The 14,658-nt window shown below is 52.2% G+C and carries 16 protein-coding genes; 6 read left to right on the forward strand and 10 right to left on the reverse strand.

All coding sequences use genetic code 11. The annotated features are described in order from the left end of the window. Positions 1-101 precede the first annotated feature (101 nt). The 5 genes from eno to cysS are packed head-to-tail and all read left to right on the forward strand — an operon-like array spanning position 102 to position 4,915. Positions 102-1,385, forward strand: coding sequence for a phosphopyruvate hydratase (gene eno / locus F3F96_RS01595; protein WP_176961497.1), 1,284 nt, complete (start codon positions 102-104; stop codon positions 1,383-1,385). Positions 1,386-1,432: 47 nt separating this feature from the next. After that, the gene (locus F3F96_RS01600; protein ID WP_370465479.1) at positions 1,433-1,765 is read left to right on the forward strand and encodes a septum formation initiator family protein; all 333 of its coding nucleotides are present in this window, start codon (positions 1,433-1,435) and stop codon (positions 1,763-1,765) included. Then, positions 1,762-2,124, forward strand: a complete 363-nt coding sequence (locus F3F96_RS01605; RefSeq protein ID WP_176958313.1) for a four helix bundle protein — start codon at positions 1,762-1,764, stop codon at positions 2,122-2,124. Before F3F96_RS01600 ends, F3F96_RS01605 begins: the two co-directional genes overlap by 4 nt. Beyond that, positions 2,121-3,551, forward strand: coding sequence for a glutamate--tRNA ligase (gene gltX / locus F3F96_RS01610; RefSeq protein WP_176961498.1), 1,431 nt, complete (start codon positions 2,121-2,123; stop codon positions 3,549-3,551). Before F3F96_RS01605 ends, gltX begins: the two co-directional genes overlap by 4 nt. Further along, the gene (cysS, locus tag F3F96_RS01615; protein ID WP_176961499.1) at positions 3,548-4,915 is read left to right on the forward strand and encodes a cysteine--tRNA ligase; all 1,368 of its coding nucleotides are present in this window, start codon (positions 3,548-3,550) and stop codon (positions 4,913-4,915) included. Before gltX ends, cysS begins: the two co-directional genes overlap by 4 nt. A 134-nt stretch (positions 4,916-5,049) precedes the next feature. On the opposite strand, the gene F3F96_RS01620 is transcribed toward cysS, so the two are convergent. From F3F96_RS01620 to rsmI, 10 genes are all read right to left on the reverse strand, one after another. Continuing rightward, on the reverse strand, positions 5,050-5,262 hold the full coding sequence (locus F3F96_RS01620; protein ID WP_176961500.1) for an acetyltransferase: 213 nt from the start codon (positions 5,260-5,262) through the stop codon (positions 5,050-5,052). An 80-nt stretch (positions 5,263-5,342) separates the two neighbouring features. Beyond that, positions 5,343-6,785 carry an OmpA family protein gene (locus tag F3F96_RS12605; RefSeq protein ID WP_176961501.1) on the reverse strand — a complete coding sequence of 481 codons (1,443 nt, stop codon included), beginning with the start codon at positions 6,783-6,785 and terminating at the stop codon, positions 5,343-5,345. Positions 6,786-6,920: 135 nt separating this feature from the next. Continuing rightward, on the reverse strand, positions 6,921-7,460 hold the full coding sequence (orn, locus tag F3F96_RS01630; protein ID WP_176961502.1) for an oligoribonuclease: 540 nt from the start codon (positions 7,458-7,460) through the stop codon (positions 6,921-6,923). Positions 7,461-7,469: 9 nt separating this feature from the next. Then, positions 7,470-8,639, reverse strand: coding sequence for a 4-phosphoerythronate dehydrogenase (locus F3F96_RS01635; protein WP_176961503.1), 1,170 nt, complete (start codon positions 8,637-8,639; stop codon positions 7,470-7,472). Between the two features lie 83 nt (positions 8,640-8,722). Next, on the reverse strand, positions 8,723-9,196 hold the full coding sequence (rfaE2, locus tag F3F96_RS01640; RefSeq protein ID WP_176961504.1) for a D-glycero-beta-D-manno-heptose 1-phosphate adenylyltransferase: 474 nt from the start codon (positions 9,194-9,196) through the stop codon (positions 8,723-8,725). Next, positions 9,193-9,765 carry a BON domain-containing protein gene (locus F3F96_RS01645; RefSeq protein WP_176961505.1) on the reverse strand — a complete coding sequence of 191 codons (573 nt, stop codon included), beginning with the start codon at positions 9,763-9,765 and terminating at the stop codon, positions 9,193-9,195. Before F3F96_RS01645 ends, rfaE2 begins: the two co-directional genes overlap by 4 nt. A 101-nt stretch (positions 9,766-9,866) precedes the next feature. Then, positions 9,867-10,820, reverse strand: a complete 954-nt coding sequence (locus tag F3F96_RS01650) for a deoxyhypusine synthase family protein (RefSeq protein ID WP_176961506.1) — start codon at positions 10,818-10,820, stop codon at positions 9,867-9,869. Further along, on the reverse strand, positions 10,817-11,404 hold the full coding sequence (locus F3F96_RS01655; protein WP_176961507.1) for an SIS domain-containing protein: 588 nt from the start codon (positions 11,402-11,404) through the stop codon (positions 10,817-10,819). Before F3F96_RS01655 ends, F3F96_RS01650 begins: the two co-directional genes overlap by 4 nt. Then, positions 11,404-11,766: a YraN family protein gene (locus F3F96_RS01660; protein WP_176961508.1), complete on the reverse strand. Its 363-nt coding sequence runs from the start codon at positions 11,764-11,766 to the stop codon at positions 11,404-11,406. Before F3F96_RS01660 ends, F3F96_RS01655 begins: the two co-directional genes overlap by 1 nt. After that, on the reverse strand, positions 11,763-12,620 hold the full coding sequence (gene rsmI, locus F3F96_RS01665; protein ID WP_176961509.1) for a 16S rRNA (cytidine(1402)-2'-O)-methyltransferase: 858 nt from the start codon (positions 12,618-12,620) through the stop codon (positions 11,763-11,765). The genes F3F96_RS01660 and rsmI overlap by 4 nt, the downstream gene beginning before the upstream one ends. A 37-nt stretch (positions 12,621-12,657) precedes the next feature. Between rsmI and F3F96_RS01670 the strand changes: the two genes are divergently transcribed. Beyond that, positions 12,658-14,586, forward strand: a complete 1,929-nt coding sequence (locus F3F96_RS01670; RefSeq protein ID WP_176961510.1) for a penicillin-binding protein activator — start codon at positions 12,658-12,660, stop codon at positions 14,584-14,586. Positions 14,587-14,658: the final 72 nt, after the last annotated feature.

A 14,658-nucleotide genomic window follows, 5' to 3' on the forward strand; every position in this document is an offset into this window, starting at 1 on the left:
GAGAATATCATCCGGATACGTTTGGGACGGTCAGGATGACCGACTGGGAAATTTGAAAATGAGAAGATATCCGGTAATAGGATCGGATACAGGAGAAGAAAGTGAGTGAAATTGTAAAAGTCCATGGACGGGAAATTTTTGATTCGCGCGGTAACCCAACCGTTGAAGTTGATGTGACGCTGGCTGGTGGTGCCTTTGCACGTGCAGCAGTTCCAAGTGGTGCATCCACAGGTTCGCGTGAAGCCGTAGAGCTGCGCGATGGCGGCTCCCGCCTTGCGGGTAAAGGCGTGAAAAATGCTGTTGCCAATGTCAATGGTGATATTGCTGCTGCTGTAACAGGTATGGATGCTGCTGATCTGGCGGCTCTGGATAACGCACTGATCGAGCTTGATGGCACGCCAAACAAAGGACGTCTCGGCGCTAACGCAATTCTTGGCGTATCGATGGCTGTAGCTAAGGCTCAGGCCTTAGAGAATGGTCAGTCACTGTTCCGTTATCTCGGTGGCGCTGATGCCAACCTGATGCCTGTTCCATGCATGAACGTGATCAATGGCGGTTCCCATGCGGATAACAGCATCGATTTTCAGGAGTACATGATTGCACCAGCTGGTGCCTCTACTTTTGCTGAATCGATGGATATGGGCGCTGAAGTGTTCCATGCGCTGAAATCTGTATTGAAAGCCGGTGGTCATATCACAGCTGTAGGAGATGAGGGTGGTTTTGCCCCGAATCTCGGTTCCAATGAAGAGGGTATCACCGTTATTCTTGAAGCGATTGAGAAAGCAGGCCTGAAGGCCGGTTCTGATATCGTTATCTGTTCGGATATGGCTGCATCTGAATTCTACCATGACGGCATGTATGTGCTGGCTGGTGAAGGCAACCGCAAGCTCGATGCTGCAGGCATGGTTGATCTGATCGACTCACTCTGCAGGCAGTACCCGATTGTCTCGATTGAAGATGGACTGGATGAGAATGACTGGGATGGCTGGAAGCTGTTGACTGAACGTGTTGGTGATCGTGTGCAGCTGGTCGGTGATGACCTGTTTGTAACCAATCCTGCGATTCTGCAAGAGGGCATTGATAAGGGCATTGCCAATGCACTGCTGGTGAAGGTCAATCAGATCGGTACGCTGACTGAAACCATCGCTGCTGTGAATATGGCCCATGATGCGGGCTACCGCTGCATGATGAGTCATCGCTCTGGCGAGACTGAGGATGCAACCATTGCTGATCTGGCTGTGGCACTGGCTTGTGGTCAGATCAAGACAGGTTCGGCATCTCGTTCGGATCGTATGGCGAAATACAATCAGTTGCTGCGTATCGAAGAGGAGCTTGGTAGTGCCGCACGTTATGCCGGCCTTGCCGCCTTCGGTCTCTCCTCCTGATTGGCGAGAGAAGACCGCGCCTGTTGGCGTAGTGAGCATCTGAAGTGGTGAAATTAGCAGGTCGCTGGCTCTTCTGGGGGCTCTCCAGCGTTGGCCTCTGTTACATGGTTTGGAGTCTGGTGTTTTCCGATCACGGTTATCTGGTCTATCGCCAGGAAGCGATGCAGACCGGTATGCTCAGGGAAGAGCTGAAAGAGCTTCTGGCTGATCGGGAACGACTGGCTGAAGAGGTGCTTCGACTTAGGAATGATCCTGATGCACTTGAGGAGCTGGTGCACCGTGAGCTGGGATATGTCTACCCGGATGAGATTATGCTGATTATGCCGGAAGGCAGAAGCAGTGAGGTGTCAGGCGTGAAGCGTGAGGGGAGCAAGCGGTGAAACGCTCTCATCATGAGTTACGTGCATGGCAGGAAGCCATGAACTTTGTTGAAACTGTTTATCAGATCACCTCGGGTTTTCCGGATCATGAGAAATTCGGACTGACTTCTCAAATAGAGAGGGCAGCTGTTTCAGTGCCAAGTAACATTGCAGAGGGAGCAGGACGAAGTGGAGAAAAGGAGTTTCTCAGGTTTCTCTATATCGCACGTGGTTCACTGTGTGAGATTGAAACACAATTGCTGATCGCTCAGCGTCTGGGGTATGTTTCAAACATGGAAAAAGTGATGGATGAGATGAATATACTGTTTGGTTTGCTCGGTGGCCTGATTAATTCGCTTCAAAAAAGAGGTGATGCATGAGCCATGCCGCCTCACCCCTCGCCCCTAACGCCTCACAGGTAACCACCCGATTTGCGCCATCACCAACAGGGCTGCTGCATCTGGGTAATGTGCGCACGGCTCTGCTTAACTGGCTCTATGCCCGCAAACATGGCGGCTCTTTTCTGTTGCGCTTTGAAGATACCGATCAGGATCGTTCACAAATTGAATATATCGAAGCGATTAAAGCGGACTTGAGTTGGCTGGGTGTGGATTGGGACGGTGATGTGCTGTTTCAGTCTGAGCATGCAGCCAAACACAGCCAGGCGCTTGAGAAGCTGGCTGAGAAGGGATTGGCTTACCGCTGTTTCTGCAGTGAATCAAAACTTAATCTTGACCGTAAACTGGCCACCTCCCGTGGTTTGCCACCCCGTTATGCCGGTCGTTGCCGTCATCTTGATGCCGATCAGGTAGCAGATCGCGCCAAAGATGAGCCATTTGTCTGGCGTTTGGCGATCCATGCTGATGCTGGTGAAGTAATTGTGCCCGACGCACTACATGGCGATGTCACTTTTGCCCTGCGTGATCTTGATGATCCGGTAGTCGTTCGTTCTGATGGAAGCTTCACCTTCCTACTGCCCAATGCGGTTGATGATGCAGTGGATGGCATCACCCATGTTCTGCGTGGTGATGATCATTTGACCAACTCCGCCTATCAGGTATGGCTTCTCAACAGCCTCGGTTACAAAGCTCCGATCTATTTCCATCACGGGCTGCTGCTCGGTCAGGATGGAGCAAAGCTGTCCAAACGTAGCGGTAGCCACTCTGTCGCAGAGCTGCGCGATGAGGGACTTCTGCCCGGCGCACTGGTGCAGGCGATGGCCAGACTCGGCCACCCTAATATGCCGGATGCTTTGCACGATTCAACGGCCATTGCAGCCCATTTTAATGCTGAACATGTTTCAACCAGCTCCGTACGCTGGTCGGATGAAGAGATGTGGCGCTGGCATACACGCCTGCTGCATGAACTGGACAGTGAACTTCTGATTCCGATGATCAGACCGTTTGTGCCGGAGGTGCAGCCGCAACGATTGGTTGAGTTTGCCGCCCTGATTGAGAGAAATCTTGAACGTGCTTCTGATGCGACACTGTTTCAGCGGCTGCTTGCTGTTGATGCAGCGCTGGAGGCTGAGGCGCTGCCTGTGATGCGCGAGGCAGGTGCAGATTTCTATCAGCATGCGCTGGATGCATGGCAGGACAATCCTGAATGGAAAAGCTGGACTGCCGATGTAAAAGAGCGGTCAGGGGCAAAGGGTAAAGCACTGTTTATGCCGCTGCGTGTGGCACTTAGTGGTGCACTGCACGGTCCTGAGATGAGTGATGTGGTGGCATTTCTCGGTAGTGAAAACATTGTGGCTAGACTTGAGAGTGCGAAACATCTCTGTTTAGAGGGGCAGGCAGGATCATGACGTTACATGTTTATAATACGATCAGTCGTAAGAAGGAGCTGTTTATCCCTCTGGTGGAAGGCAAAGTGGGCATGTATGTCTGCGGTGTAACCGTTTACGACTACTGCCATGTTGGCCATGCGCGTGTCATGGTGGTGTTTGATATCATCAATCGCTGGCTGCAGCAGTCGGGTTATGATGTTGATTATGTGCGCAACTTCACCGATGTGGATGATAAGATCATAAACCGTGCCAATGAACGTGGCGTTTCGATCTCTGAACTTACCACCGAGATGATTGCGGCTTTCCACGAGGATGCCGATGCACTGGGTTGTCCGAGGCCAACGCATGAGCCGCTCGCTACCAGCCATATGGATGAGATGATCGAGATGATCGATGCCCTTGTGAAAAAGGGCCATGCCTATGTCTCTGACTCTGGTGATGTGTTGTATGCAGTTAGAAAATTCCCTGAATACGGACTGCTCTCGGGTAAGAATATTGATGAGTTGGAGTCGGGCAGCCGCGTGGATGTGGATCATACCAAACGTGATCCGCTTGATTTTGTACTCTGGAAGATGGCAAAAGAGGATGAACCGGGTTGGGAATCACCCTGGGGTACAGGACGTCCCGGTTGGCATATTGAGTGCTCGGCTATGAGCTGCTCCCATCTTGGCACCACCTTTGATATTCACGGTGGCGGTATGGACCTGAAATTCCCGCATCATGAGAATGAGATTGCGCAGGCGTGTGCCGCCAATGATGGTGATTTCGCCCGCTACTGGTTGCATAACGGCTTTGTGAATATCAATTCGGAGAAGATGTCCAAATCATTGGGTAACTTCTTCACCATCCGCGAAGTGCTGAAAAGCTATCACCCTGAAGTGTTGCGTATGTTTATGCTCGGCACCCACTACCGCTCGGCACTGGATTTCTCCGATCAGGTCCTTGATGAGGCCAAATCGGCACTCGACCGGCTTTATGAGACCAAAAAGCGCCTTGCTGAAACCGCGGCAATGGGTGCAGCGCTGCCGCAAAAGTTTGTCGATTCAATGAATGACGATTTCAATACGCCGGAAGCACTGGCGGTACTGTTTGATAGCTCGCGTGCTCTGAATAAGGCCATCAACGACGGTGAGGATGTTGGTCTTCTGGCAGGTCAGTTCAATGCCATGACGAATCTTCTCGGCATTGCGCAGCATGATGTTAATGAGTGGTTTCAGGGCGGTGAATCAGATACCGATCAGATCGACGCGCTGATTGCCGAACGTGCAGATGCCAAGAAAGCGCGTGATTTCGCACGTGCCGATGCGATTAGAAACGAGCTGGCTGCACAGGGTATTGTTCTGGAAGATACAGCTACCGGAACCACCTGGAAAAAAGCCTGATTTTAACCTCAGTATATTGGATGAATCGCTAGGTAGTAATGTCTGTTTGTTGAATTAAACAGACATTTACATCTTCAAACAGAAACAGCAGCCGGGTTAGCGGCTGCTGTTTCTGTTTGCGGTTAAGACTCTGATCAGAAGCTGGTTCTGTAGTGCGGATCAAGCCAGCATTTGGGTAGTGCTTCACCAGATGGGAAGACCAGTCCTGATTTGGCTGCTTCCATTGGGTCACCAGCCTCTTCACCAGCGTGGTAGCGAACTGTGACCGAGGAGGCATTGGGATCACTTAATTCACTTAAATTGACTACCTCAGCCAGATCGCCGTTACTTGCATTTTTCAGGAACATATCAACCTCCTGTGTTGAAATCAGTTATCTGACTTCACTACTAGTGTAGGCCATCTATCTGTTACCTGCCAACCACAGCTTTATTGTGGCTGTTCACTGCTCATTGGCGCAGTCGGTGCGATCAGGACAATATCGATACGACGGTTTTTGGTGCGACCGGCTGCTGTCTCATTATTGGCAATCGGTTTCTCTTCACCATGACCGATGGATGAGAAGCGATCCGCACTGTTCTCCATCTGCATCAGCAGGTGATCACGTACAGCATTGGCACGACGCTCTGAAAGCTCCTGATTGTACTCATTTGTACCCATGAAGTCGGTATGGCCCTCTACACGAACACTGCGACCCGGGAAGATATCGATCGATTTGATGGTGTTATCCAGCAACACATACGCTTCAGGCGGGATCACGGCACTACCACTGAGGAAGTTGAGTCTCTTCAGGCGCAGAATCACATCCGCATCAGGGGTGAGCAGAATCTCTACCATCTCCGGATCGAAGAGTTTGGTCAGGCGTTTGATCTTGGCTTCAGCTTCACGTTTGAGCTGAAGTTTGCGACGCACCTCTGCCATGTCGGAGAGTTCACCCTCATAACGGGCCAGTTTCTCACCCAGCTCACGTACCTGTTTGTCAGCATCTTCGATCTGAGCACGATGCTCAGACTGCATATCTTCCACAGCCTGTTTAAGCAGTGCGAGTTGCGCTTCCGGGCTCTGCGATCGATCCAGTTGCAGACCAAGTACGGATGCCAGTGTTGCCATGCGTGCATCACTGGCATCAACCCATGATTCTACAGTGGCCGGTTTATGATCGAACTTTGAACCTAAACTGGCAACACGCATGGAGTGGGCGGCGGCAGCCTGACCAGCCTGCGAGAGCGTGTAGGCTTCACTTTGTGCATCGGGATTGCTCTTGATCAGTTTTTCAATATCAGACTGCGTCTGTGTAGCGCTGTTGTACGCCTTGGGTGAATAGTTGCGGGCTTTCTGTTTGCGAGCTTTGGCAATGGCTTTGGAGATCGGGCGAACAAACTGTTCACGTGCCGCAACCGTCTGGGCTGCATTAAATGTGCTCACTGCAATCTTCTCTTCACGTTTTGCTTTTTTAAGACTGCCATTTTCTGCGGCCTCAACCACACTGGCAAACTCTCTCTCGGAGCGCTCACCAAGATCATCACGCACATATTTATCACCGGCAAGTTTCAGGCGGTCACGCGAGTCAACAAGTTTTGGGAAGTTGCGGGTAAATTTCTCAGCAAGGCTGGATGCATGTTTGGCATCAATGGTTGCCTCATTAAGAAGGTTTACCACTTTCGCTGTATCCCTGTGGGAGGTCATCAGCTTTTCTGCTTCAGCAAGTTTGGCTGTTGCACTTTTCAGATGTGCAGGCGCAAACTCGGAGGCGCGCAGTGCTTCGGCTTCGGTGATAGCTGCTTTGGCATCATCCATGGGGGCTGCTTGCAGGGATCCCGCGGTTAACAGTGACAGGGTCAGACAAGCCGCAAAAAATGAACGCAATAACATAGAAAACTCCTCTATTCAGCCGACTCACGGCTGTTTGAAGATCGAATTATCTTCAGAGATTGATGCGTTGATGTGACGGTTCACACATTTTGCAATGCATGAAGGTTTGCTCAGCGCTGCTTACTGTAGCTGCGTTTAGCTGAAATAGTGTTTGCGATAGAATGCCAGCTCTTTGATCGATTCGCGCACATCCGATAGCGCCAGATGTTCGGCCTGTTTTACAGGCGCTTTCATATTCGGGTACCAGCGGCGTCCCAGCTCCTTGATCGTGCTGACATCAATATTGCGATAGTGAACGAAGCCCTCAAGCTCCTTCATATAACGAGCGAGGAAAATACGATCCTGATGGATGGAGTTGCCACAAAGTGGCGAGCAGCGTTCAGGCACATATTTTTTGATGAAATCCAGCGTTTCAGTTTCGGCTTTACGCATACTGATTAATGAATTGCGTACTCTGGCCGTGAGTCCCGACTGGGCATGGTGCTGGGTGCACCACTCATCCATATTATCGAGCACCTCATCCGGTTGGTGGATGACGATATTCGGCCCTTCAGCAAGCACATTCAGCTCACCATCGGTAATGATGGTGGCGATCTCAAGGATGGTTTCGCGTTCCGGATCAAGGCCGCTCATCTCAAGGTCCATCCAGACCAGGTTTTGTCGATTAATTGTCATGGCATTACCTTAAACAATTTTTATGCCGAAAGCATCTGCAAGTTGCAGAAGCTTCGCATCTTCCGTGTCAAAATGAACCGGAGAGAGCTTCCATGAGCGCCTGACAGGGTAGTGACGGCGGTAACCACTGAAAGCATGAGCCAGTTCAGTTGCGGTACATTCAGCCCAGCCTTTCATGGAATCATGATCATCGAGCAGCGGATAAAGGGTGTTGGCAGCCCGATAGAGCGATAACCATACTTCATCCGAATAGTCGATATCTACCGACGATGGCGAAAGGGGCAGTCGCGCTTGCATATCCCATTCAGCATCAAGTCCCAGAAAGCGACACAGGGCTTGATGAACATATAACGTGTTGGCTGCTTTGCCATCGAGTGAATGGCCCGCGATATGGGGTGTGGCGATGACCATCTGAGGGTGCTGCAGAAGCTCGATCATGGGGCTGGGCTCAAACTCCCAGCAGTCGAGCGCCGCAAATCGTGAAACATCCCCATCCAGCCAGTGAAGCAGGGCTGCGTTGTCCACGCAGCCACCACGGGCGGCGTTGAACAGGCCAATACCTTTGAAACGATTTAACTGTTGCTGATTAATCAAATGAGCCGTGGCATCTTCACCTTCGCGAATCATCGGCGTGTGCAGGCTGATGATATCCGCTTTATCGAGCAGCTCATCCAGTGTTGAGAATGCATCCTGCCCTTCACTGCGTGCACGTGGAGGATCGTTGAGAAGTGCCTTCATGCCGACAGCTTCACACACCTTTGCCAGAGCTGAACCTATGCGTCCGACCCCGATAATGCCGATAGTGGTCTCAGGAATATTGATCAGCCCGTTCACATGCAGGTGGAGAAGTGAGGTGATCATATATTCAATCACTGAACCGGTGGATGAACCTGCTGCATTGGCCCAGACGATACCGTTATCATCGAGCCACTGTTTGTCGTAGTGATCATCACCAATGGTGGCAGTGGCGGCGAATTTCACAGGGGTGCCCTGAAGAAGTTCAGCGTTCACCTTGGTCGATGAGCGGGTAAGCAGGATGTCGGTATCATGAAGCGCCTGACGGGTGATATCCCGGTTCTCTAAAATGGTGAGTTTGGCATTGAAACCACCCAGTTCAGAGAAGGCAGATTCAACACCCCAGATATGGGCATCAGCGACAATATTCAGCTTGTGACTCATCGGCTAACGATGACGATTACAGGTTGGACAGCAAGTTATTTGTTGCTCTATGCTGCTGTTGAACAGAGAGCATCAGAGAAAAACTATCCGACCTGCTGGATACGGTTGATCAGTGCGGTGGTGGAGTGACCATCAACAAAGGTGATAACCGAGACATGGCCACCATTGTCGTGAACCTCTTTGGCGCCCACGATATTTTCCGGCTCATAATCGCCACCCTTGATGAGTATATCCGGAAGCAGGGTTTTGATCAGCTCCAGTGGTGTCTCTTCAGCGAAAGGGACCACCAGATCCACTGCTTTCAGGGCGGCAAGCATGCATCTCCTGTCTGCAAGAGGGTTGATCGGACGGCTCGGCCCTTTTAAGCCGGTGATCGATTCATCATCATTAAGACCAACAATCAGCACATCACCGAGGGCGCGCGCTTTGCCCAGATAGTCGATGTGGCCGGGATGCAGCAGGTCGAAGCAGCCGTTGGTGAAAACAATGGTTTTACCCTGCTCTCGCCAGGCAGCAACCTGTTTGCGTGCTGCCTCCCATTCGGCGGCATGGTTCATTTTTGGGCCACCTGCATCAGATCAATGACAGCGGTAACACCCTGAATCGACAGGGCAAGTTTTTTGGCATGCTGGCGCTGCACAAAATCATTCACAATACCCTGCAGATAAACTTTACCATTCACCGTCTCCACCTTGATGGCATAACCGGATACCTGATCATCGTTAAACAGTTTGGATTTAACCTGCGTGGTGATCCAGCTGTCTTCCATGATCGAACCGATCTTGGGTATGCCGATCTGTAGTTCCGAATGCACTGAGCGCACACCGCGAATCGACTTGGTGATAAAGATGGCGCGTTCGATATGGCGTTGAGTTGGCAGGTGACCGGTCAGGGTGGCGGCACCATGGATCACCTGCACGCTGACCCAGCGTGACGGCATATCCCTTTCTGCAATCAGACGCGCATCAACCTTGGCGGTCAGCGATGCATCATCAAGCTGGGTGCCGATGCTGCGTTCATCATTGACCGAGGTGCCAACCGCAGCTGTACCACCGACAATGGCTGCGAAACAGCCTGAGAGTGAGAACAGCATCAACAGAATAAGTAACGGACGTAGCATAAACATTATAAACTCCATGGAACTAAATAGCTCAGCACAGTTGCAGAGCAGTGATTTGATCTGGGCAATGCTGCCAATATATAATGGCAGGTCTATCCTGGACCGATTTAAATAATCTCATCACCCAGTGCTTCCAATACAGAGGCAAAGAGCAGCGGCAGAAGGATCTCATCAGGGCCAGATAACCAGTAACCCTGCCCATCGGGTTGTGACAGGCGTGCTACCACATCGGTAATGGCCGAACTACTGGCTGCCGGATCAATCACCGCTGTGCTCAGATCTTCAATGCTTTTGCCTACATTGCGTGCAGCATCCAGTGCCTGCAGAAGTACCCGTGGCATGATCACGCTTGAAGCTACATTGACGACCACACCATGACTGGATTCAGCCAGCATGCCGGCCAGTAGTCGGAAATCTCTGAAGCCGGCAGAACCGAGCGATTCACCATGGGCGGCCGGATGCATACCAAAAGCATCAGCACCAATGGCCGGATGTACGGTAACAGGAATGCCGTACCGTTCGGCCGTGGCAACGATGGAGTGATCCAGATGTTCAAATTCAGATTCCAATAGCCGTTTGCCGACACTCTTGCCAATGCCCCAGTTTTCAGTGACACCATAATTGATGGCATCGTTGATCAGGCAGCCGGTCTCCTCAGTCAGACAGTAGTTGCCAGCGCTCAGTTCGCGATCACGGGGGGAAACGGTCTGCCCCAGAATAGCTATCTCAACATCCTGCTCCAGTGCCGCTCCGGTCAGCGCCAGACCACTGATGATACGCTGCTCAATCAGACGACAGATCAGAGGTCCCAGACCTGAATCGAGAACATGGCCACCGCAAGCGAGAATCACCTGATGTTTGTGGCGGTGAGCGGCGACGATCGCATCGCGCAGGCGAAACAGGTCAGCAGCACAACCGAGATTAGGAAGGCTGCAGAGAAAATTTTCAAGGCCGCTGCCAGCTCGATAGGGGGCGGCAAAATCCATGCCTTCGCTATCCACTTTGCGGTCAGCGATCGGTGTGGTTTTCATCTTGGTGAATGAGAGTGGTTTAATGGTCATGGCTTATCTCCGAACATGTGCTGATCGACAAGGGAGCAGATGATATGCAGGCAGGTGATATGCATCTCCTGAATGCGAGGGGTGGAGTTGTGCGGGATATTGATATGAAATTTAATCGTCTCATTGCTGCCGAGTGTGCCACCATCGCGACCGGTCAGGGCGATGGTCTGCATGCCTGCAGCGGCAGCGGCATTGGCGGCAGCTGAAACATTGTTTGAGGTGCCACTGGTTGAGATGGCGAGCAGAAGGTCACCGGGTCTGCCCAGAGCCTCCACCTGCCTTGAGAAAACCTGATCAAAAGAGAAGTCATTGGCGATACTGGTGATCACCGATGCATCATGGGTCAGCGCCACAGCTGGCAGGCCACGGCGGTTGATTTCAAAACGGTTTACCAGTTCGGCAGCAAAATGTTGGGCATCGGCCGCAGAGCCGCCATTGCCACAGGCAAGGATTTTGCCGCCACCTTCAATGCAATCAACAATGGCTCCTGCTGCATCCAGCAGTGGCTGTGACAATATCTCCAGACATTGCCTGCGAAGTTCTATGCCATCTTCAAATGCCTGTGTGATTAGTTCATGTCTCATCAGTTAATAATATCCTTCATATGCTCGATACGCGGAGGTATCCAGCTGGGTAAGCCCATCCTAGGGGTGACGATGATTAAATCAAAGCGGCATTGTAAACCGGCGTAAGCGGGATGTTTGGCCAGCCAGGCTTCAGCAGCGGAGTAGAGACGGGCGCATTTATCCTCGTTCACGGCTAGCAGTCCAGACTCCCGCGTTTTGTGGGTTTTAACTTCGACAAACAGCAGGAGTTCATCGGAGCAGGCGATAATGTCGAGTTCACCGCGTCCGATACGAATATTGCGCGCAATAATGTTAAAACCTCTGCGGCTAAGATAGGAGGCCGCTTTCTCTTCGCCACTGCGCCCTTGTAAAGTGCTCATTGCCCCGAGATCAGATCATAGACCCGTGATTTATTGATGCCGAGCTCTTTGGCAATGGTTTTAGCTCTGGCAGAGGGTGGCAAGAGTTGCATCGCAGCAGTATCCAGCAGCGCCTGAATATCACTGTCACTGATCTCACCGCGCACCTTCGGCAGGGCCGGTGCCACTACCACTACAATCTCACCACGTGGTGCAGAGGCTGAGAAGTGTGTGATCAGCTCTGCAACGGTGCCGGCAATAAACTCCTCATGCAGCTTGGTCAGTTCACGGGCAACCACCAGTTCACGCGCCTCTTCCAGCAGTGGTTGCAGCTGTTTCAGGCTGCTTAACAGGCGACGGGGTGATTCAAGGATGACGTTGGTTTCAGATGATTCGGCTACCCTTTGCAGCGCAGCTGAACGCGATGAACCACTGCGCGGCAGGAATCCTTCAAAACGGAAGTGGTCGGTAGGTAGCCCGGCAGCACAGAGGGCGGTCAGTACACTGCTGGCGCCGGGAATCGGCGTGATGCGAATGCCTTCGCTACGCAGCTTACGAACAAGCCGGTAGCCCGGATCACTGATCAGAGGCGTACCTGCATCTGAGATCAGCGCGATGCTCTCTCCCTGTTGCAAACGTTGCAGAAGTTTGCCTGCGGCGTACTCCTCATTGTGCTCGTGTACCGCCATCATCGGTGTATTTATGCCACAGTGTTGCAAAAGTTTGCGACTGGTGCGGGTATCTTCGGCGGCAATCAGATCAACGCTTTTTAGCGTCTCTACAGCACGATAGGTAATGTCACCAAGATTTCCGATCGGAGTGGCAACGACGAAAAGTTGGCCTGTAGGTATTAGATGTTTAGTCTGCGATTCCATGTTCTGGATACGTTATCGTTCTCACTCACATGCTGCAATGGCGGCCTCACCTTTTTCATGGATGAAAGTTGCACTACTGACTGTCTGTGCACTGCTCCTGCTCAACGGCTGTCAACCCAAACAGCCGGGTTCGATGGCGAGGGAGAAGCCGGGCAGCAGAATGCTGGCTGCTGCGCCGCAGAGTGCAGTTGAAATTAAGTCGCTGATGCAACAGGCCAGAGAGGGGACTGATCTCGATACTGTTCTGGCTGAATTTGATCGTCTTATTGCCGATAGCCCGGCTCCAATTCGTGAAGAGGCAGAGTTTCGCAGAGCTGAGCTGATGCTTGAGAAGCGTAGACCGGGTGCTCTGAAGAGTGCTCTGGCGGTGATGCAGAAATATCCCAACCATGCACTGGTTCCCTACGCGGCATTCTGGACCGGCAGATGGTGGCTTGCTCAGGATGAAGCGGGGCGCGCACTGGAGCGGATGCAGTGGGCTCTGCAGCATAAACGACTGACCCGTGAACTTGCTGATTCCGTTTTCGATCTTGCCCCGTCAGTGGCTCAGGATGCGCCGGAACGAGAAGCCGTAAACTGGTTTTTGGTGGCGGCAGAGATTAACAGTGGAAGTCAGGAGAGCTGGCTGCGTCTGGCGGCGCGACGCGCCTCACTGGAGACCATTGAACAGATTCACCGTGACGGTTCACTCTCTCGCCACCTGATGCCGCAATTTGATCTGCATGCTGGTCGGGCTCATTTGATGACGGGAGATCGGGAGGCGGTGAAACGTATCGCTGACCTGCTTGCGGCTGTTATGCCACATCATAGCGCTACAGCTCAACTTCATGCCTGGGCATCGGGTGAGATGAGGGCGGCTACCATTGGTGTGTTACTGCCGTTGACTGGTCAGTACGCGCGTTACGGGCAGGAGGCCTTGCGTGGCCTGCGCATTGCCCTGGCCGATGTCGGCAGCAGTGCTTACATTACCCTGCGTGTGGAGGATACCGCATCTGACCGCAACATGACGATAGCCGCCTATAAACGACTTGCCAATGAGTCGGTGAATATGATTATCGGGCCGCTGCTTTCGGATACGACCGAGGCGTTGATCCCCTATCTTAAGTCTGGATTGCCGGTGATGAGTTTGACTGGTCGTATTGATCTGGCACATCGTTCTCAATCGCTGTTTGTACATACGCTTTCACCTCTGGCTCAGGTCTATGTCATGGCCGATTATGCCCGCCAGCATGAAGCAGAGAAGATGGTGGTGATTACCGACAACTCCGCCGATCAGGCAGAAACCGAGATGTTCAGCTCATCCTTTGAAGCGCTTGGTGGTCAGGTGATGCATACCCTGCAACTGGACAAACGTGTGCTGGATCAGCGCAGCAGACTAAGAGAGCTGCGCTCTGAAACCGATAACGAAGAGCTTCTGGCTGAACTGGATGAAGATATGGCGCTGTTTATGCCGGAGATGGAGATGGAGATTGATCTGCCGGTTGGTTTTGATGCCATCTATCTCGCACTTGATGGTAAGCAGGTCTCTCTGCTTGCCGGTCAGCTTGCCTATGCCGATATCTCAGGTGTACCGATCTATGGCAGCAGTCGCTGGCAGGATGGTCATCTGCTGGATGATCGTGGTCGCTATCTTTCAAGAGCCCGTTTTGCAGCCTCCAGCACCTCTGCCGATATGCAGAGCGGTGCCGATGATCAGTCACTACGCCGTTTCCGTTTTGTGCACCGTGAGGTGTGGGGCAATGATAAAACTTCAGAACTGATGGCTCTGGCCTATGACACCATGCGTATCGCCACAGTGATGACCAGTCGGTTGGGTCTTTCCAAATCAGAGTTGAGTCGTGAGCTGCATGGGCAGGAAGGTTTCCCGGCCATGACTGGCCATGTGCACTTTGATGATTCCGGTGTAGGCCAGAAACAGCTGGATGTGTTCAGGATCAAACGCGGCAAGATCGTCCCAGCGGGATGAGGGGTAACCCGTGAGGTGTGAGGAGATAGGGGAAAGGTGCAAAAACCAACCCCTTACGCCTCACACCTAACG

The sequence above is a fragment of the Mariprofundus sp. NF genome, from assembly GCF_013387455.1.
Classification (GTDB): domain Bacteria; phylum Pseudomonadota; class Zetaproteobacteria; order Mariprofundales; family Mariprofundaceae; genus Mariprofundus.

What these genes read in the sequence shown, in the direction of transcription:
- F3F96_RS12605 (WP_176961501.1), bottom strand. Translation starts at nt 6,785, where the DNA reads ATGTTATTGCGTTCATTTTTTGCGGCTTGTCTGACCCTGTCACTGTTA.
- orn (WP_176961502.1), bottom strand. Translation starts at nt 7,460, where the DNA reads ATGACAATTAATCGACAAAACCTGGTCTGGATGGACCTTGAGATGAGC.
- F3F96_RS01670 (WP_176961510.1), top strand. Translation starts at nt 12,658, where the DNA reads ATGGCGGCCTCACCTTTTTCATGGATGAAAGTTGCACTACTGACTGTC.
- F3F96_RS01645 (WP_176961505.1), bottom strand. Translation starts at nt 9,765, where the DNA reads ATGTTTATGCTACGTCCGTTACTTATTCTGTTGATGCTGTTCTCACTC.
- rsmI (WP_176961509.1), bottom strand. Translation starts at nt 12,620, where the DNA reads ATGGAATCGCAGACTAAACATCTAATACCTACAGGCCAACTTTTCGTC.
- F3F96_RS01650 (WP_176961506.1), bottom strand. Translation starts at nt 10,820, where the DNA reads ATGACCATTAAACCACTCTCATTCACCAAGATGAAAACCACACCGATC.
- F3F96_RS01635 (WP_176961503.1), bottom strand. Translation starts at nt 8,639, where the DNA reads ATGAGTCACAAGCTGAATATTGTCGCTGATGCCCATATCTGGGGTGTT.
- gltX (WP_176961498.1), top strand. Translation starts at nt 2,121, where the DNA reads ATGAGCCATGCCGCCTCACCCCTCGCCCCTAACGCCTCACAGGTAACC.
- cysS (WP_176961499.1), top strand. Translation starts at nt 3,548, where the DNA reads ATGACGTTACATGTTTATAATACGATCAGTCGTAAGAAGGAGCTGTTT.
- F3F96_RS01620 (WP_176961500.1), bottom strand. Translation starts at nt 5,262, where the DNA reads ATGTTCCTGAAAAATGCAAGTAACGGCGATCTGGCTGAGGTAGTCAAT.
- F3F96_RS01660 (WP_176961508.1), bottom strand. Translation starts at nt 11,766, where the DNA reads ATGAGCACTTTACAAGGGCGCAGTGGCGAAGAGAAAGCGGCCTCCTAT.
- rfaE2 (WP_176961504.1), bottom strand. Translation starts at nt 9,196, where the DNA reads ATGAACCATGCCGCCGAATGGGAGGCAGCACGCAAACAGGTTGCTGCC.
- F3F96_RS01655 (WP_176961507.1), bottom strand. Translation starts at nt 11,404, where the DNA reads ATGAGACATGAACTAATCACACAGGCATTTGAAGATGGCATAGAACTT.